The organism is Pseudomonas sputi (assembly GCF_021603585.1).
GTDB lineage: Bacteria > Pseudomonadota > Gammaproteobacteria > Pseudomonadales > Pseudomonadaceae > Aquipseudomonas > Aquipseudomonas sputi.
Genome location: NZ_BQHI01000034.1, coordinates 1 through 17,169 on the forward strand (window position 1 = coordinate 1; position 17,169 = coordinate 17,169).

Genomic DNA, 17,169 nt, shown 5'->3' on the forward strand with positions numbered 1-17,169 from the left:
CGCCTGCGCCTCCTGAAACAAACTCAAGCTCACATACAACATCTGTCCCAACCCCCCAGCCCCGACAAACCCCAGCACGCTGGCCATCCGGATATTGTTCTCCCACCGATACAAACAGTACGCCAGCAACTGCGGCGCCAGGTTCGGCAGGGTGCCGTAGCAGAACGCCGTCACCGGATTCCCCCCTTGCAACCGAATCGCATCCGCCGGTTCCGGCGGTGTGTTCTCCAGCGCTTCAGCAAACAACCGCCCCAACACGCCCGTGGTGTGCAGGGCGAGCGCAAGTGTCCCTGCATTCGGCCCAAGCCCAGCCGCCAGCACCATCAACGCAGCCCACACTAATTCGGGTATGGCTCGCAGTGCGTTGAGCACCAGACGCGCAGCACTCTGAAAAAACCAGCCAAATCGGCCAGCGGCGGGAAGCGCCAATAACAGCCCCAACACGGCAGCCAGCAGGGTGCCCAGCGCAGACATGGCCAGCGTTTCCATCGACCCGCGCAGGATGGCGCTCAGGTAGTCAGCGCTAAGATCGGGGTTGAGAAAACGCGCCACATACAGGCCCATCTGTTTCAGGCTGGTAGCGCTGCCGAGTTCTTCAAGATCAAGGCCCAGGTAGGCAAACGAGGCAATGACGGCCGCAACGATGGCGAGGATCAGCAACGGGTTGATCAGGCGTTTCATGTCAGCCTCCAGCGCAGCAGGCGGCTGAGTTGGTCGGCGCCGAGGACGAGGAGGAGGAAGGTCAGGAGCATGCTGGCGACTTCGCCGCCGGCGAACATGCGGATCGACAGGTCGATTTGTTGGCCGAGGCCGCCGGCGCCGACGAAGCCCATGACTACCGAGGCGCGGATGGCGCATTCCCAGCGGTAGACGGTGTAGGAGAGCAGTTCGGCCGCGACGTTGGGCAGTACGCCGTAGGCGAAGCTGGCGAGGCGGCCGCTGCCGGCCTGGAGCAGGGCGTGGGCCGGGCGTTGGTCGGTGGATTCGTAGATTTCGGCGTAGACCTTGCCGAGCATGCCGCTGTAGGTGATGGCGATGGCCAGCACGCCCGCCGCCGGGCCGAGGCCGACGGCGCGCACGAACAGCAGCGCCCAGACGATTTCCGGCACGCTGCGCAGGAAGATCAGCAGCCCGCGCACCGGCCAGCGCAGCAGGCGGCCCAACAGGCTCGGGCGGCCGCTGCGGGAGGCGGCGGTCAGCGACAGGGCGCGGCTGGCGAGCAGGCTGGCCGGCACGGCCAACAATAGCGCCAGGGCCATGCCGGCGGTGGCGATGGCCAGGGTTTGCAGGGTGGCTTTGAGCAGTAATTGCAGAAACTCGCGGTCATGGGCCGGTGGCCAGAACATCGAGACGAAGCGGCCCATTTCACTTTGGCTGTCTGCATGAAACAGCACGCCCAGATCCAGTTCACTGAGCTGGATCCCCGGCCACAGCAGGGCAATCGCCAGCCCGGTCAGCAGCAACCGTGGCAGTGCGGCGGGGTCGCGGGTGTCGGCGCTCAGCATCGCGGAATCTGCACAATCAGCGGGGTGGCGGCGGGCGCCGGGGATTGCAGTTGTTCGTTGGCGTAGAGGGTGTCGAGCATGTCGCGGCTGACTTGCGCGGACGGGCAGTCGAACAGGATTTGCCCCTCGCGCAAACCGATGATCCGGGGGAAGTGCGCCAGCGCCAGTGCCACCGCGTGCAGGCTCGCCACCAGCGTGACGTTGTGCTCCCGGGCGTGGCGCGACAGGATCGACAGCGTGTGCCCGGCCAGCACCGGGTCCATGGCCGAGACCGGCTCATCCGCCAGCAACACCTCCGGCGCCTGATACAGCACGCGAGCGATGCCGACCCGCTGCAATTGCCCGCCGGACAGTTGCTGGCACTGGCTGAAGAGTTTGTCGGCCAGATCCAGTTTCGCCAGGGCAGCGCGGGCGCCGGGCACGTCGAGTGGGTGCAGCAGGTTGATCAGGCTTTTGCCCAGGCTCCATTGCCCGAGTTTGCCGGCCAGTACCGCCGTCACCACCCGTTGCCGGGGCGGCAGCGGCGGCGCCTGATGCACCAGGCCGATGCGCGCACGCAGGCGTTGCCGTTGGCGGGCGGACAGATGCCAGGCGCGCTCGCCGAGCACTTCGATGTCGCCGCTGCTGGGCCGAATGGCGGTCGCCAGCAGGTTCAGCAGGCTGGATTTGCCGGCGCCGGACGGGCCGATGATCGCCACCTGCTCGCCGGCCTCGATGTGCAAATCCACGCCGCGCAAGGCTTCCACGCCATTGGTGTGGTGCAGAAAAGCCTGTTTGAGGCGCAGCGTCATTTCAGCAAGTCGGCGGCGCGGGCGGCTTCCTCGATGCCTTTGTAATTGTCCGGGCTGGTTTCGATGAAGCGGCTGGCGGCTTGCAGGTCGAGGATTTTCTTGTGCTCGGGGTTGGCCGGGTCGAGGTCGAGGAAGGCTTTTTTGATCTTCGCCGCCAGCGCCGGGTCGAGGGTGCCGCGCACGGTCCAGTTGTAATCGAAGTAAGCCGGGGTGGTGGCGAAGACCTTGACCTTATTGGTGTCGACCTTGCCGGCGTCCACCAGTTTCTGCCAGACGCTGGCGTTGAGCACACCGGCGTCGACTTTGCCGGCCTGCACCCAGGCGACAGTGGCGTCGTGGGCGCCGGAATAGCCGACGCGGCTGAAATAGCTTTCCGGTTTGATGCCGTCCTTGAGCATGAAATAGCGCGGCATCAGGCTGCCGGAGGTGGACGACACGGAGCCGAAAGCGAAGGTCTTGCCCTTGAGGTCGGCGAGGCTTTTGACGTTCGGGTCGGCGGTGATGAATTTGCTGGTGAACTGCGCGTCTTGCTCACGCTGCACCAGCGGAATGGCGTTGCCGGTTTTCAGCCGCGCCTGGACGAAGGTGAAACCGCCGAGCCACGCCAGGTCGAGACGATCAGTGGCCAGCGCTTCGACCACCGCCGGGTAATCCGCCACGGGGACGAACTGCACGTCCATGCCCAATTGCTGTTGCAGGTACTTGCCCAGCGGCTCGAACTTGCGCAGCAGCTCGGTCGGGGCTTCATCGGGAATTGCGCTGACCTTCAACACCTCTGCGGCTTGCGCCAGCACGGCGGACAGGGACAGGGCCAGACCAGCGGTCAGTGCCAGGGTTCGCTTGAGCATGGAATTCTCCGTTTCGTGGGCATCAAGGTCGACGCACCCGTCGATGGGCAATCATCGTCGGGTGCAACGTCAGGTTAGACGAAACGGCGCGTCTTGCCGGTAGGAATGAAGGTGTCTGAACTGCCGCTATCGCAGGCAGGCCCGCGATGACGTGCGCATGATCAAACCCGTTCCTGAGCGGATCCGGGGCTTAATTGACCGGCGAAAACCGCTCCACCAGCCGGTCGATAACGGATTCATCGGCTCCGGCTCAGTGGCGCTTGATGCCCCGGCACTTGTTCAGGCGAGTGCCGGGGTTTTTCCGTTTCTTCGTCCGGCGCGTTATCCCAGATCAGGCGTGGGTCGAACCGCTCATGATGGTGCTGTCGGCGCCACTGCCGAGCAGGGTGGTGTTCATCACCGGCAGCAGATTGGCCGGCACGTAGAACGCCAGCGCGACTTTTTCGTACACGCAGTCGCAATGCTCGCAGATGATCAGTTGATCGTTGCTGGCCATGGGGCGCTCGACGGGAGGAGGGCATGAGCGATGTGGCGGCCAACGGCTCGGGAAGCCCCGACGCCAACCCGCAGAGCACCGGCAAGGATGATGAAGACAGAGAGGCGCGGGGTCTGCCGGCAAGTGATCCGGAGTCGGGCGCCTGACTGCGCGCCGGCGCATTTGAGGGCGTTCAGCGCAATCGGTCGCGTCAGAGCACCGGTTGCGTGGCGTCCTCTGCCGCGATGGCAGCCCGCACACTGGGCCGCTCGGCGATGCCTGTCAGGTAGTTCGCCAGGGCTGGCCAGTCTTCGATAGCGATACGGAATGTCGGCAACCACTTCAGCACCGTGAACAGATAGGCATCCGCTACGCCGAAGGCCTGCATCAGAAAGGGCTGGGTGGCGAGGAGGCGGTTCAGGTAATCCAAACGCTTGAACAGCTTGTGTTTGAAGATCGTTTGGGTGGTTTCCGGGATTTCGCTGCTGAACAACGGCGCGCTGCCCCCATGAATTTCCGAGCTGATGAAGTTCAGGTATTCCTGAAGGCGCGAGCGCTCCCAAGTGCCATTGGCCGGGGCCAGTGCATGGCCGGGTACGAGGTCGGCGAGGTATTGCAGAATGGCCGGGCCTTCGGTCAGCACTTGACCGTTGTCCAGCATCAGCGCGGCCACGTAACCCTTAGGGTTGATCTGGCGAAAGTCCCGGCCGTCGGCGGTTTCTTTGGTCTGGTTGTTGACCCGGATCAGCTCGAACGGCAGCTCCAGTTCGCGCAATACGATGTGCGGCGCCAGTGAACAGGTCATGGGGGCGAAGTACAGTTTCATGGGATCTCCTTACAGATGGAGCCTCAGAATCCGCTATGGCCGCGCCGCTTCGCAAAGGACAAATCCGGTGCTAGCGTATGACAAAATCTCATGGATTGAAGAGGTCATATGCTCCCCCGACTGCCATCGCTCAATGGATTGCGAGCCTTCGAATGTGCCGCCCGGCATATGAGCTTCACCCGCGCCGCCGAAGAACTGAATGTCACGCAAACTGCAATCAGCCATCAGATCCGTCGCCTCGAGGATGAACTCGGCGTGCGTCTGTTCATGCGTTTGAAGGACGGTTTGGCGTTGACCGAGGAGGGCCATGCGTACCTGCCTGGCATTCGTTCGGCGTTTCTTGAATTGCGTTACTCGACTGAAAAGCTGCTGGAATCCAGCAACAACAGCGTCCTGACGATCAGCACCCTGGTATCGGTGGCGTCGAAATGGTTGTTGCCGCGCCTGCCGTCGTTTCGCGAGGCGCATCCGCAGATTGATGTGCGGATCAGCGCCTCCACCGAGCGGGTGGACTTTCGCAAGGGTGGCATCGATGCGGCGATCCGCTACGGCGACGGGAACTGGCCGGGGTTGCGCGCCGACTGGTTGATGTCCGATGAGATCTTTCCGGTGTGCAGCCCGCGCTTGCTGACCGGCGACAAGCCGTTGAATACGCCGGTGGACCTGGCCCATCACCCCTTGCTGCAAGTCAGCGGCGTGACCGCCAATGACTGGAACGACTGGCTGCATGCGGCAGGCCAGCCACCGCTGACGGCCAAAGGCCCGCGATTGACCTTCGACCTGGCGATGATGGCTGTGCAGGCGGCGATTGACGGGCAGGGTGTGTGCATCGGTCGCTCGACCTATGTCGATGACGATCTGCGCGCGGGCAGGCTGGTGGCGCCGTTTGATCTGCGCTTGAAATCCGCTTCCGGCTTTTACCTGGTCACGCCGCACGATCAGGCCGAATCGAAAAAGATCGTGGCGTTCAGAGGCTGGCTATCGCAGGTGCTGGCCAAACCCTTTGTATAAGCGTGTATCCATCGCGCCGCCGTACACAAACGGGTAACAAACCCCGTCATCAGGACACATCCCGCATACAGGCCTCGCCCACAGTAGGTGCCAACACACCACGACCTCCAAGAGGGCAACACCATGCGCCGCACACTTCTGATGACCGCTGCCGCCGTACTCGTTTCGCTGACCGGCCTCGCCCACGCGGCTGACACCCCATCCGCCTCCCCGGCGAAGAACTGGCAACAAGGCCTGAGCCGTACCGATCTGGTCCGTCAGGACCTGGGCGCTGCGGATCGCGAGGTGATCCAGGCTCGCGTCGATTTCGAACCGGGCGTCACGTCGCCCAACCATGCGCATCCGGGTGTGGAGGTGGCTTACGTGATCAGCGGCACGTTCGAATACCGACTGGAAGGTCAGGCGCCGGTGACGCTCAAGGCGGGTGATTCGCTGTTCATTCCGGCGGGCGTGGCACATATCGCCAAGAACGTCGGCAACGAGAAGGGCTCGGAACTGGCGACTTACATCGTCAAGAAGGGCGAGCCGCTGCTGATTCTCAAACAGTAACGGTCGCTGAAACGAAAAGGCCTGCCGATCTGGCAGGCCTTTGTGCGTCCGGTGTTCAACGTATCAGTGGGCGTACACCGGGTAGTCGGTATAACCACGCTGATCGCCGCCAAAGAACGTGCTCGGGTCCGGTGCGTTGAGCGTCAGGCCTTCGCGGATTCGCCGAGGCAGATCGGGGTTGGCCAGAAACGGTCGGCCAAACGCGATGATGTCGGCGCGACCGTCGGCCAGGGCCTGTTCCGCCGACTCGGGGTCGTAGCCGCCGGCGATCATCAGCACGCCATCCCATGCATCCCGCAACTGAGCGATGATTGCGTCCCAGCGCGGGTCGAAATTCTCGTCCTTGACGGTGCCGACCACGGCCGGCTCGACGAGGTGCAGGTAGGCCAGTTTCCAGCGGTTCAACGAGCGGACGATGTAGCTGAATGTGGCTTCCGGCGACTCATCGCCCATGCCCATGAAACGGCCCATGGGCGTCAGGCGCACGCCGACACGGTCGGCACCGACTTCGTCGACCACGGCCGCCACCACTTCCAGTAACAGGCGTGCACGGTTTTCCAGGGTGCCGCCATAACCGTCAGTGCGCTGGTTGCTGTTGCTGTTGATGAACTGGTCCAGCAGATAGCCGTTGCCCGCGTGAATTTCCACGCCATCCATCCCGGCGTTCAGCGCATTGCGTGCGGCGCGGCGGTAGTCGTTGATGATGTCGGCGATTTCCGCAACCTGCAGGGCGCGCGGCACTGGCACGTCGCCCCATACACCATTGCCCTCGGCGTCGACGATGAAAGTCTTGCCCGGTACGGGCAATGCACTCGGCGCCACCGGCAGCGCGTTGTCCGGTTGAAAGCTTGGGTGCGATACGCGGCCCACATGCCACAGCTGCATGAAGATCAACCCGCCGGCCTCGTGTACCTGACGGCTGACTTCGCGCCAGGCTTGCACCTGTTCGTCGTTGTAGATGCCAGGCGTCCACGCATAACCCTGGCCTTGGCGGGAAATCTGCGTTGCCTCGGTGATGATCAGCGCGGCACTCGCTCGCTGGCGGTAGTACTCGGCGTTCATGGACGTCGGGATGTCGCCCGGTTGCCCGGCACGAGAGCGAGTCAACGGCGCCATCGCCACCCGGTGGGGAAGTGTGTAGGGGCCGAGGGCGATGGGGCGGAACAGATGTTGTGTCATGGGGGTTCTCCAGTCTTCGAAAAAGGTCGGTGGACGGTGTCGGGCATTGGGGCCGGCACCGGATGGCCCTACGTTAAGCGGCTATCCGGTGCTTGATAATCCACACGCGACGCCACGCTGCATTGCGTGAAATGCAACGTGGCGCGGTTCAGGAAGGCTGTTGCGAGCGAGTCAGGGGAAGGTTCAGCCAGCGCCGTCCGGTGGCGTTCGCCACGGCATTGCCGATGGCGGCCGCCATGGGGCCCTGGACGATTTCGGCGGCCCCCAGAAACGGTTGCCCCGGCTGGTCGAGCAGATGAGCGTCGACCTTTCTGGGGAGTTGCGAGAAGCGCAGGATCGGGTAGCCGCTCCAGTCGTAGCTGCGGATGCCGCCGGCGTCATAGGCGACCTTTTCATACAGCGTCCAACTGGTGGACTGCACAATCCCGCCCTCGACCTGATTGCGCAGGCCATCGGGACTGACGATCTGCCCCACATCCACTGCGGTGACGACGTGATCGATCTGCACTTCGCCGGTTTGTGGATGGACTCGAAGACGCACGGCGATGGCGCAGTAGCCCATGATGTTTTTGTAGCGCGCGAAGGCAAAGCCTATGCCTGCGCCGGGTTCGTTGCTTTTTTGTGGCCAGTCGACCGCATCGCGCACCCGTTCCACCACCGCCCGCGCCCGAGGATCGGTCAGGTGCGCCAGACGCAGGGCAACCGGATCGACTCCGGCCTTGGCGGCCAGCTCGTCGATACAGGCTTCGATGGCGAAGACGTTGATGTGCGCGCCGAGCGAGCGCATGGCTGAGGTGCGGAACGGCATCTCGGTGACGAAGTTCATGTCGATCCGCGAGGAGGCGACGGTGTACAGCGGCACCGCGTTGCGATCGCCATCGCCTTCGGGCTGGGCGATCGGCACCGAGGGTGCGGAGGTGAACGGCCGGGCCAGCAGGCGTGCGGGCAGCAAGCGCCCGGCGTTGACGATGCGTTCGTTGTGCGGCGTGGTCCACAGCTCATAGTTCCAGTCCTGCAGCCGACCCTGGGCGTCGAGGTTGGCTTGCACCTCGCTGACCATCGCTGAGCTGTAGGGCTCCCAGAGGTTTTCCTGCTCGCGCATCCATTGCACCCGCACCGGCGTGCCCGGTACGCGCATGGCAATCAACGCTGCGTCGGCCGCTGCATCGTCGGCGCCGTTGTGGCCATAGCACCCGGAACCTTCGGTGTGGATACAGCGCACGCGCTCGGGTGGCAGCCGCAGCATTTCGGCGATTCCGGCACGCAGCGGATACACGCCCTGAGTGTGGGTCCAGACGGTGAGGGCACCGTCCTTGAACCAGGCCACGGCGCAGGACGGTCCGATCGAGCCATGCATCAGATACTGCTTGGTCACGCGGGCGCGGTATTGGTTGGTGGTCGCGCCCTGGGGCGTGCCTTCATGGCTGATCGGATAACGACGCGAGGGCAGGCGTTTGAGCACGGTGTGGATGTCCCGCGATTCGGGAATCGCCTGTCCGCCGCTCCAGCGCGCTGAGGCGTATCCGTGACGCATGGCTTTGATCGCTTGCCATTCGTCCCGCGCTACCACGGCCAGATAATTGCCGTCGCGAATCACCTGCACCACCCCGGACAGCGCCTTGATCGATTCAATATCGATGGCCTCCAGTGTGCAGCCGGGGCGCGGCGGGCGGATGACCCGGGCGTGGAGCATGCCCGGCAGGCGAATGTCCTGCACGAATGCAGCGCCGCCGCTGACTTTGCCTGGAATATCCAGGCGTGGCAGCGAATGGCCGATGAGCTTGAATGACGCCGGCGGCATCGAGGGTGACTCGGACGTCGCATAGCGGTGCAGATCGACCTGCTGCACGGCATCGGCGTAGGACATGCGTTGCCCGGTCGGGCCGAGAATGATGCCGTCCCGGGTCGTCAGCAGTGCCGGCGCAACGTTCCAGCTGCGCCCGGCCGATTCCAGCAGCATCTTGCGCACTTGTGCCGCCGCGTTGAACAGCGCGGTGCCGCTGTCGAAAATCGTGTGGCTGCCGGCGGTGTAGCCCTCGTTCGGCGTCAGTGCGGTGTCGGCGGTGAGCAGGTTGATCGCGGTCGGGGCCACCTCCAGGCGTTCGGCGGCAATTTGCAGCAACGCGGTTTTGACCCCGGTGCCCAGTTCGACCTTGCCGGTGTAGACGGTGATGCCGTCAGCGCCGACGCGAATCCAGGCATCGAGCCAAGGGTTGGTGCGCAGGCTGCCGGGCAGGTCCGGCGCCAATACGACCGTGCCCAGGGTGTCGACTTCGGTGTCGGCCAGGGCGCGGCGCGTGATCGGCACCAGAGCGAACGCCACCAGCAGGGCGCCCCCGCGCAGGAACGCGCGGCGACTGTGATCGACCTCGTTGATTGTCGTCATTGCGCACTCCCGTTTTGCCGGGCGACAAGGCTGATCGCCTCGATGATGCGCAGGTGCGTACCGCAGCGGCACAGGTTGCCTGCCATGTGCTCGCGAATGGTCTGCTCGTCGGGGTGCGGATTGCTTTCCAGCAGTGACTGCGCACGCATCAACATGCCGGCGATGCAGTAACCGCATTGAGCGGCCTGCTTGTCGATGAACGCTTGCTGCAGGGAGCCGGGGTGGTCGGCCGTGCCCAGGCTTTCAACCGTCCGAACCTGTTTGCCCTCGAGGCCGGCGCAGGGTGTCAGGCAGGAAAACACCGGTTGGTCATCGACGATGACGGTGCAGGCGCCGCATTGGCCCAGGCCACAGCCGTACTTGGCGCCGTTCAGGCCCAGGTGATTGCGTAGCGCATAGAGCAGCGGCATGTCGGGTTCCAGCTCGAGAGCCCGGGAGGATCCGTTGACGTTGAGGGTGATCTGAGTCATTTCGTCTCCTGACGTAGCGCTTGGAGGGTGGCGGGAAGGTCGGTCCACGGTTGATCGGGGCTGACCTGATGGCGCAGGTATAGGGCCAGGGCGTTGAGTTGAGCGTTGTCGAGGCTGGCGGCGAACGAGGGCATCACCGGTCCCGGTTGGCCGGGTTCTGCCGGGATGCCGTCGAGTACGGTTTTCACAAAGTTGCGTGGGCTGGCGGCCTGCAGCGCCGAGGTCCGATCCAGTGTCGGGCGGCCGTCGATTTCACGCATCGGCGCGCCTGGGGCATGGCAGCCAGCGCAGGCGCTGGTGAAGAGCAGGGCGCCCGAGGATGAATCCGCAGGTTCAGCGCTGGCGCTCGGAATTTCGTTGATCGCGGTTTTCGCCGGCAGACTCAGCAGGTATTCGGCAATCGCCTGTGCATCTTCTGCGGGCAAGCGCGCCAGACCGAGACTGACCGGGCGCATCGGGCCCGCCGCCGTGCCGTGTCCGTCGACCACTTCGGCCCGCAGGTACTTCACCAGTTGCTCGCTGCTCCACGGGTTTGACCGGTGCGCCATGCCCAGCAGAGACGGTGCGTCCCAGCCATCCACGCTGCCGCCGGCCAGGTTTTCGCCGGACTTCTCTGCACCGATCAGGTTCAGCGGCGAGTGACAGCCCGCGCAGTGGCCGGGACCTTCGACGAGGTAGCGCCCGCGATTCCACGCCTGCGATTGCTCGGCCACCGGCGTCAGCGGCTTCCCGTGCAGGAACAGCAGGTTCCAGAACGACACCAGCGGCCGGATGTTCATCGGGAAGTTCATGCGGTTCTGTTGTGGCTGCGAGTCCACGGCCGGGCCGCTCATCAGGTACGCATAGGCGTCGGCGATGTCGTCTTGGCTCATGCGCCGGTAATGAACATAAGGGAACGCCGGGTAGAGAAAATGACCGTCGCGGGAGATCCCTTCACGCATCGCCCGCTCGAAGGCCGGCAACGACCATTGGCCGATGCCGGTCTGTGGGTCCGGGGTGATGTTGGTGCTGTAGAGGGTGCCGAATGGCGTCACCAGCGGCAGTCCGCCGGTCAGGTATTGGCCGCCGGGCCGCGTATGACAGACTGCACAGTCGCCCGCCTCGACGACGCGCGCGCCGCGTTGCAGTTGCGCGGAGTCGAAGGTTCGCGGGCGCTCCACCGGCGCAATTGCCGGACGCCACATCAGCGCCAGGGCCGCGATTGCACCGATCGAGGCGAGGGCTGCCGCGCTGGTCCACAGCGCTCTGGATCTCATGAAATGGCCGTTCATGAGCGGTTGCCTGAGCAGCACGCGGTGGGCTTGGGGGACGGATTCGGCATCTTCGACAACTCCTTGAACGACCGGGTAAGGGCGCCGATGCAAAGCCCTGCGCCAAGTGCCCAAGGGTAGAGAAGGCGCATGCGTCCGAGTATTGCCAGACCGCGCAATAGCACGTTGCGCCAAGTGCAACGCCCGGGGTCGTTGCATTTGGCGCATCACTCAATTGCCCGAGGGATGGATACTCGAACGCCCGCGCAGCCCTTAGCCTTGGCGTCACTTTTCCAAACTTATCGAGGTGTCATCATGCTTACGGGCAATCCGGCAGCGGCGGCCAGGGCCGAACCATCCGCTTCTCTTTCCGGCCTGATGGTCGCGTTCCTGGCATTCTGCTGCGGCGCGGTCGTGGCCAACCTTTATTACGCTCAGCCGATCGTCGAACTGATCGCGCCGCAGATCGGCCTGTCCAGTGCCAACGCCAGTCTGATCGTTTCACTCACGCAGTTCGGTTATGCATTGGGCCTGCTGTTGCTGGTGCCGCTGGCCGACCTGATGGAAAACCGCCGGCTGGTGGTCGGGTTTACCCTCGCGGCGAGCGTGACGCTGTTGTGCGCCGGGCTGACGCATTCGCCGTCGATGTTCCTGGTGCTGTCGTTGCTGATCGGCCTGACTTCGGTGGCGGTGCAGATCCTGGTGCCGTTGGCCGCGCATCTGGCGCCCGAGGCGACTCGTGGCCGGGTGGTGGGCAACATCATGAGTGGCCTGTTGCTGGGCATTCTGCTGTCGCGGCCACTGTCGAGTCTGCTGGTGGAAGTGTTCGGCTGGCGCGGGGTGTTTTTCAGCGCAGCGGCACTGATGGCTGTCATCGCCCTGATCATGGCGATTGCCTTGCCGCGCCGCGTCCCAAGCCATCAGGCGACGTACGCTGCGCTGATCGGTTCGGTGTTTGCGCTGGCCCGTCGGCACGCGGTTCTGCGTCAGCGTTCGTTGTATCAAGGCTTGCTGTTCGCCAGCTTCAGCCTGTTCTGGACCCTCGCACCGATCGAGCTGATGCGGCACCACGGTTTCAGTCAGGCACAGGTGGCGATATTTGCCCTGGTCGGCGCCGTCGGCGCGGTCGCAGCGCCGATTGCCGGGCGACTGGCCGATGCCGGGCACGGTCGGCGCGGGACGCTCGTTGCACTGTTGTTGGCGCCAGCCTCCTTGCTGATCGCCGCGCTGCCGGGTAGCAGTTATGTCTGGCTGGTGGTTTGCGCGGTGCTGCTGGACTTCGCCGTGCAACTGAACATGGTGCTGGGCCAGCGCGAGGTGTACGCCATCGATCCGCACAGCCGGGCCCGCCTGAATGCCGTGTACATGACCAGCATCTTCGTCGGCGGCGCGCTGGGGTCGCTGGTCGCCAGTCCGCTCTACGAGCATTTTGGCTGGAACCTGTCTGCCGTGACCGTGGCGTTGCTGCCGGCCCTGGCCCTGGCGATGTTCCTGAGCCGCAAGGCCGATGCCTGAACCTCAGGCACCGGTGAGTCCGATGAAGCACGGCCTTACAAGACGATTGGCGAACGGTGAGGCACAATCATCACCGTTTCCTTTTGATCGGGCTCCACTTATGGACAAGTTGCTGGCACTGAAGATGTTCGTTGAAACCGTCCGTTGCGGTGGTTACTCCTCGGCGGCGCGCAAACTCGGTATCTCCACATCTTCGGTGACACGCCAGGTGGCGGGGCTGGAACACGAGCTGGGCGCCAGCCTGCTCAACCGCACGACACGCAACACCAGCGTGACGGTCGCCGGCCAAACCTATTTCGAGAAAGCGGTGGCCATTCTCGATGCCATCGACGAGGCCGACGCGGTTGTCGCCGACCGTGGCAGCGAGGCGCAGGGCCGCCTGCGCATCAGCGTGCCGGTGGAATTCGGCCGCCAGATCATTGCACCGCAATTGGGGATATTGCTCGACCGCCATCCGGGGCTGGAAGTCAGTGTGTCGTTGAGCGATCAGGTCAGCGATCTGCTGAGCGAGCAGATCGATGTCTCGGTGCGACTGGGCTCGTCAGTGGTCAGTGACGATATCGTCAGCAAGCGCGTGGGCGGCTTCCAGCGCTGGGTGGTGGCGAGTCCGGATTACCTGAATCATCACGCTGCGCCTTTGCACCCGCGAGACTTGCTCGAGCATCAATGCCTGCGCTTCGATTACGGTGCTGCGCACCAGCACTGGACGTTCCAGGGCGACGACGAAACCATCCAGCTCAATGTGCATGGCCGCCTGCAAAGCAACAACGCCGACATCCTGCGTGAAGCCGCGGTGGCGGGGCGCGGGGTGGCTCTGCTGGCCGATTGGCTGGTGCGTGCCGACGTCGAGGCGGGGCGGTTGACGCGGTTGCTGGAGGGTTATGAAGTCAACCCCGGTAATGCGAGCTGCTGCATCAATGCGTTGTATCTGCCCAATCACCGGGGCTCCAGTCGTATCAATGTGTTCATCGATTTTCTGGAAGACATTCTGGCGCGTCCCTGCGCCCCGACAGCTTAGAAGGTGTATTTGGCCGTCAACATCATGTTGCGCGGGGTGCCGTAGCTATCGCCGCCGTAACTGACGGAATTGGCGATGGTGGAGTAGTACTTGCGGTCGAAGATGTTGTTGGCGTTGAGCTGCAAGTCGAGGTTCTCATTGACCCGGTAGCCGGCCATCAGGTCAGTCACCGCATACGCGCCTTGCTTGAGGCGGTAGTTGCCGCCATCGAGCAGTTCGATGTCGTTGTACAGGCGGCTCTGCCAGGAGATGTTGCCGCCCACGCGCAGCTTTTGCAGCGGGCCCTGGAAGTTGTAGCGGGTGGTGAGTTTGAACAGGTGTTCCGGCGTGTCAGTGTCGAACTGCTTGTTGACCTTCTGCGGGTTCGCCGCGTCCTTGATGGTGTGGGTGCGGGCGTAGGTGTAGCCGCCGCCGACCTGCCAGTTGTCGGTGAGGGCGCCTTGCAGTTCGAAGTCGATACCCTGGCTGCGAATCTCGCCGGAGGTTTCATAGCAGGAAGACTGCGGGCAGTTCGGCACGAACACCTGCACCGCGCGGTTTTCCTGATCGACCCGGAACACGGCGAGGCTGGCGTTCAGCGCGCCGCCCAGGTATTCGCTCTTGATGCCGACCTCGTAGTTCTTGCCCACGATCGGCTTGACCGGACTGCCGGAGGTGTCCTTGTTGCTCTGCGGGGTGAAGATGTCGCTGTAGCTGGCGTACACCGAATGATGGTCGTCCAGCTCGTAGATCAGGCCGGCGTAGCGGGTGACGTTGCGGGTGACTTTGTAATCGCCGTCGCCGTCGCCGTCGCCATCGCGGTTGTCGTAGTCGTACCAGTCCAGACGTCCGCCGAGGATCAGCTTCAGCGGATCGGCCAGGCTCAGGCGAGTGGTCAGGTACACGCCGTCCTGAGTGGTGACTTCGCGCGTGTTGTTGGTGTGGACGAAGTCCGGTTTGCCGGCGTTGATCGGCAAGTTGGTGTCGTATGGCGAGTAGTTGTGGGTGGTCAGGTCATAGATGCGTTTGCTGGCACCGACCACCAGTTCATGGCTGCGCCCGAAGGCTTCGAACGGGCCGCTGAAGAAGGCGTCCAGACCGGCCTGGTTTTCATCGGCCTTGGACTGGTAAACCGTGCGGGCCAGGGTGTCGTTGACCCAGCGCGACTGGTAGGAGCCGGAGAACAGCGCGTTCTGTTCGGAATAGTTGGCGTTGACCTGCAGCGTCCAGTCGTTGGCCAGTTGCTGACGGATTTCGGCGAAAACGGTGTTGATCTCCTGATCCTTGTCCTCCCAGGAGGTGCCGGGGTTGTACGAGCGCGGCAGGTCGAGGTGATGGCCGTCGAGGCCGATCATCGACGAACCCCAGAAGTAGTTGGTCCGGTCCTTCTGGTGCGAGAAACCGAGGGTCAGGGTGGTGTCTTCGCTCAGATCCGCTTCGGTGACGGCGTAGAACAGGTTGTGTTGCTCGTCCACGTCATCGATGAAGCTGTTGGCGTCGCGGTAGGACGTGACGACCCGACCGCGCAGGGTACCGCTGTCGTTGAGTGGGCTGGAAGCATCGATCTCGCCGCGATAGTTGTCCCAGGTTCCGGCGGCGCCGGTCAGGGTCACGCGCTGCTCGGCCAATGGCCGTTTGCGGACCAGGTTGATCGCCGCCGAAGGGTTGCCGGCACCGGTCACCAGACCGATCGCACCGCGTACGACTTCAACCCGATCAAACATCGCCAGATTCGGCTGGGATCCGACGTTCGCGCCGTTGTAGCCGCTCGGAATGCCGTCGTACATCAGGTTGTCGATGTCGAAACCCCGGGCTTTGTAGGACTGCCGGCCCGGCCCGTTGGAGAAGTCGAGGAACAGCCCCGGCGTGGCGTTGACCACATCATTGATGCTGGTCATCGCCTGATCGTCCATGCGCTGGCGGGTGATGACGGTGACGGCTTGCGGTGTTTCGCGCAGGGTCAACGGCAGCTTGGTGGCGGTGGCCATGGTGCCGGTGGTGTACGACTCGGAGCCTTCGGTGGTGCTGCCCAGTTGGGTGGAGGTGATCGCGGTCGCGCCGAGTTCGAGGGTGGCGGGCGGGGCGGTGTCCTGCGCCTCGCGGGTTTCATCGGCCAGCGCCGGGGCCATGACGGCCATGCAGATGGCCATGGACAGGAGGTTGCGTGACGGGTTGAAACGATGCGGCGAGGTGGGGCGCGACATGAAGGCTTCCTGATTGTTAAATAGCAAACAAAGAGCGGATGAGAATCATTGCTAATAATTGTGTCAGGGTTTTTTACAGCGACAAAGCGCTTCGTGAAAAAATGTGAAATCGCGCAGTCGGGTTCGCCATCGATCTATCTCGTGGATGTATGTCCACGAACACGAGAGGTCGTTCGCGTAACTCGTTCAATCACCGTTCGCTTCTCCAGTTATTTGAATCGGAGGAACGGCATGCAAAACAAACCGCCCGACACAGTGCATCGGGCGGTTTGAAGGTGAGATCTGCTGGAGCAGACAGGGTTGATTCAGTTCAGGCGCAGGGTGACGTCGATGTTGCCGCGAGTGGCCTTTGAGTAAGGGCAGGTCTGATGCGCAGCGTCTATCAGCGCCTGGGCAACCGAAGGCTCCAGCCCCGGCAGGCTGACACTCAGGCGCGCCTGGAGAAAGAAGGCATCGCCGGCCTTGCCCAGATCGATTTCGGTTTCGACCGCCACATCCGCCGGAAGCCTGATCTTCTGTGCCGCGGCTGCCTTGCCCATGGCGCCGATGAAGCAGGCCGACCAACCGGCTGCCAACAGCTGTTCCGGATTGGTGCCGCTGCCATTCGAACCTGGTGGCGAAAGCTTGATGTCCAGGTTGCCGTCCGAACTGCGCGATGCGCCATCGCGCCCGCCAGTGGTGCGGGTCTTGCCGGTGTACAGCACGGTGTCGAGTTGATGGATCATGGAAATACCTGCCTGAGTGATGGGTGATGTCGGACAGTGAAGGTTCCGATGGCTCACACTTTTGCATTGGCATGTACCCGGGATGTGTCGTGCAGCGGAGTTTTTGTATCGCTCTGTAGCCTGTATCGGCGTGGGAGGGGTCAAGGGCGCAACTCATCGAAACTTCGCCGTCCGCCGGGCTGTCCAGACCTTTACATCTCCCGAGGGCGCCGTTGATGTGTCATATGCAATGAAAAGATGAGGTCGCAGATGACGGTGACAGTGGGTGATTTTCTGGTCGAACGCCTGAGGCAATGGGATGTGGCGCGAATTTTTCCCTGTTCGACGGCTTGAACGTTAGCCCTTTTCCATCCGATCAGTCAGGGGGGGCGAATGTACGATTCGTGACCATAGGTTCTCTTGGTCACGATTTGTAAGTCCTCGACAGGGTGAGTAAGC

General features: G+C 63.3%; 16 protein-coding genes and 1 pseudogene. 5 read left to right on the top strand and 12 right to left on the bottom strand.

Going from position 1 to position 17,169, the window contains the following annotated elements; genetic code table 11:
• From phnE to L6D81_RS26665, 5 genes and pseudogenes are all read right to left on the bottom strand, one after another.
• On the bottom strand, positions 1-681 hold a 681-nt coding region (phnE, locus tag L6D81_RS26645; RefSeq protein ID WP_236182585.1), incomplete at its 3' end, for a phosphonate ABC transporter, permease protein PhnE.
• On the bottom strand, positions 678-1,505 hold the full coding sequence (locus tag L6D81_RS26650; protein ID WP_011333854.1) for a PhnE/PtxC family ABC transporter permease: 828 nt from the start codon (positions 1,503-1,505) through the stop codon (positions 678-680). The genes L6D81_RS26650 and phnE, both read right to left, overlap by 4 nt.
• Entirely contained in the window at positions 1,499-2,296 is a 798-nt protein-coding gene (locus tag L6D81_RS26655; protein ID WP_236182586.1) for a phosphonate ABC transporter ATP-binding protein, read from the bottom strand. The genes L6D81_RS26650 and L6D81_RS26655 overlap by 7 nt, the downstream gene beginning before the upstream one ends.
• Positions 2,293-3,144, bottom strand: coding sequence for a putative selenate ABC transporter substrate-binding protein (locus L6D81_RS26660; RefSeq protein ID WP_007955223.1), 852 nt, complete (start codon positions 3,142-3,144; stop codon positions 2,293-2,295). Before L6D81_RS26660 ends, L6D81_RS26655 begins: the two co-directional genes overlap by 4 nt.
• A gap of 346 nt (positions 3,145-3,490) precedes the next feature.
• Positions 3,491-3,592, bottom strand: a pseudogene (locus L6D81_RS26665) (paraquat-inducible protein A); the annotation flags it as partial.
• 71 nt (positions 3,593-3,663) lie between these two features.
• Here L6D81_RS26665 and L6D81_RS29565 point away from each other — a divergent pair.
• Positions 3,664-3,786: a hypothetical protein gene (locus tag L6D81_RS29565; protein WP_276574250.1), complete on the top strand. Its 123-nt coding sequence runs from the start codon at positions 3,664-3,666 to the stop codon at positions 3,784-3,786.
• A 44-nt stretch (positions 3,787-3,830) separates the two neighbouring features.
• On the opposite strand, the gene gstA is transcribed toward L6D81_RS29565, so the two are convergent.
• Positions 3,831-4,445 (bottom strand): glutathione transferase GstA, encoded by a 615-nt coding sequence (gstA, locus tag L6D81_RS26670; RefSeq protein ID WP_236182587.1) that lies wholly within the window; start codon positions 4,443-4,445, stop codon positions 3,831-3,833.
• Positions 4,446-4,553: 108 nt separating this feature from the next.
• Here gstA and L6D81_RS26675 point away from each other — a divergent pair, with 108 nt between their 5' ends.
• Both L6D81_RS26675 and L6D81_RS26680 read left to right on the top strand, forming a co-directional pair.
• Complete coding sequence (locus tag L6D81_RS26675) at positions 4,554-5,456, top strand: transcriptional regulator GcvA (RefSeq protein ID WP_236182588.1); 903 nt, start codon at positions 4,554-4,556, stop codon at positions 5,454-5,456.
• Between the two features lie 123 nt (positions 5,457-5,579).
• A complete protein-coding gene (locus L6D81_RS26680) occupies positions 5,580-6,005 on the top strand; it encodes a cupin domain-containing protein (protein WP_236182589.1) in 426 nt (141 codons plus the stop codon).
• Between the two features lie 63 nt (positions 6,006-6,068).
• Here the strand turns inward: L6D81_RS26680 and L6D81_RS26685 are convergent, their stop codons facing one another.
• From L6D81_RS26685 to L6D81_RS26700, 4 genes are all read right to left on the bottom strand, one after another.
• Positions 6,069-7,184, bottom strand: coding sequence for an alkene reductase (locus tag L6D81_RS26685; RefSeq protein ID WP_236182590.1), 1,116 nt, complete (start codon positions 7,182-7,184; stop codon positions 6,069-6,071).
• Between the two features lie 148 nt (positions 7,185-7,332).
• Complete coding sequence (locus L6D81_RS26690; RefSeq protein ID WP_236182591.1) at positions 7,333-9,570, bottom strand: xanthine dehydrogenase family protein molybdopterin-binding subunit; 2,238 nt, start codon at positions 9,568-9,570, stop codon at positions 7,333-7,335.
• Complete coding sequence (locus tag L6D81_RS26695) at positions 9,567-10,040, bottom strand: (2Fe-2S)-binding protein (protein ID WP_236182592.1); 474 nt, start codon at positions 10,038-10,040, stop codon at positions 9,567-9,569. Before L6D81_RS26695 ends, L6D81_RS26690 begins: the two co-directional genes overlap by 4 nt.
• Complete coding sequence (locus tag L6D81_RS26700; protein WP_236182593.1) at positions 10,037-11,296, bottom strand: c-type cytochrome; 1,260 nt, start codon at positions 11,294-11,296, stop codon at positions 10,037-10,039. Before L6D81_RS26700 ends, L6D81_RS26695 begins: the two co-directional genes overlap by 4 nt.
• Before the next feature lie 309 nt (positions 11,297-11,605).
• Between L6D81_RS26700 and L6D81_RS26705 the strand changes: the two genes are divergently transcribed.
• Both L6D81_RS26705 and L6D81_RS26710 read left to right on the top strand, forming a co-directional pair.
• Entirely contained in the window at positions 11,606-12,805 is a 1,200-nt protein-coding gene (locus L6D81_RS26705; protein ID WP_236182594.1) for an MFS transporter, read from the top strand.
• A gap of 100 nt (positions 12,806-12,905) precedes the next feature.
• Positions 12,906-13,823, top strand: a complete 918-nt coding sequence (locus L6D81_RS26710; protein ID WP_236182595.1) for a LysR family transcriptional regulator — start codon at positions 12,906-12,908, stop codon at positions 13,821-13,823.
• Here the strand turns inward: L6D81_RS26710 and L6D81_RS26715 are convergent.
• A complete protein-coding gene (locus tag L6D81_RS26715) occupies positions 13,820-16,006 on the bottom strand; it encodes a TonB-dependent siderophore receptor (protein ID WP_236182596.1) in 2,187 nt (728 codons plus the stop codon). The two genes, L6D81_RS26710 and L6D81_RS26715, sit on opposite strands and share 4 nt — an antisense overlap.
• Positions 16,007-16,311: 305 nt before the next feature.
• Entirely contained in the window at positions 16,312-16,731 is a 420-nt protein-coding gene (locus tag L6D81_RS26720) for an organic hydroperoxide resistance protein (protein ID WP_236182597.1), read from the bottom strand.
• Between the last annotated feature and the right edge of the window lie 438 nt (positions 16,732-17,169).

Coding starts and splice junctions, on each gene's coding strand:
- L6D81_RS26650 (WP_011333854.1), bottom strand. CDS start 1,505: ATGCTGAGCGCCGACACCCGCGACCCCGCCGCACTGCCACGGTTGCTG.
- L6D81_RS26655 (WP_236182586.1), bottom strand. CDS start 2,296: ATGACGCTGCGCCTCAAACAGGCTTTTCTGCACCACACCAATGGCGTG.
- L6D81_RS26660 (WP_007955223.1), bottom strand. CDS start 3,144: ATGCTCAAGCGAACCCTGGCACTGACCGCTGGTCTGGCCCTGTCCCTG.
- L6D81_RS29565 (WP_276574250.1), top strand. CDS start 3,664: ATGAGCGATGTGGCGGCCAACGGCTCGGGAAGCCCCGACGCCAACCCG.
- gstA (WP_236182587.1), bottom strand. CDS start 4,445: ATGAAACTGTACTTCGCCCCCATGACCTGTTCACTGGCGCCGCACATC.
- L6D81_RS26675 (WP_236182588.1), top strand. CDS start 4,554: ATGCTCCCCCGACTGCCATCGCTCAATGGATTGCGAGCCTTCGAATGT.
- L6D81_RS26680 (WP_236182589.1), top strand. CDS start 5,580: ATGCGCCGCACACTTCTGATGACCGCTGCCGCCGTACTCGTTTCGCTG.
- L6D81_RS26685 (WP_236182590.1), bottom strand. CDS start 7,184: ATGACACAACATCTGTTCCGCCCCATCGCCCTCGGCCCCTACACACTT.
- L6D81_RS26690 (WP_236182591.1), bottom strand. CDS start 9,570: ATGACGACAATCAACGAGGTCGATCACAGTCGCCGCGCGTTCCTGCGC.
- L6D81_RS26695 (WP_236182592.1), bottom strand. CDS start 10,040: ATGACTCAGATCACCCTCAACGTCAACGGATCCTCCCGGGCTCTCGAG.
- L6D81_RS26700 (WP_236182593.1), bottom strand. CDS start 11,296: ATGAGATCCAGAGCGCTGTGGACCAGCGCGGCAGCCCTCGCCTCGATC.
- L6D81_RS26705 (WP_236182594.1), top strand. CDS start 11,606: ATGCTTACGGGCAATCCGGCAGCGGCGGCCAGGGCCGAACCATCCGCT.
- L6D81_RS26710 (WP_236182595.1), top strand. CDS start 12,906: ATGGACAAGTTGCTGGCACTGAAGATGTTCGTTGAAACCGTCCGTTGC.
- L6D81_RS26715 (WP_236182596.1), bottom strand. CDS start 16,006: ATGTCGCGCCCCACCTCGCCGCATCGTTTCAACCCGTCACGCAACCTC.
- L6D81_RS26720 (WP_236182597.1), bottom strand. CDS start 16,731: ATGATCCATCAACTCGACACCGTGCTGTACACCGGCAAGACCCGCACC.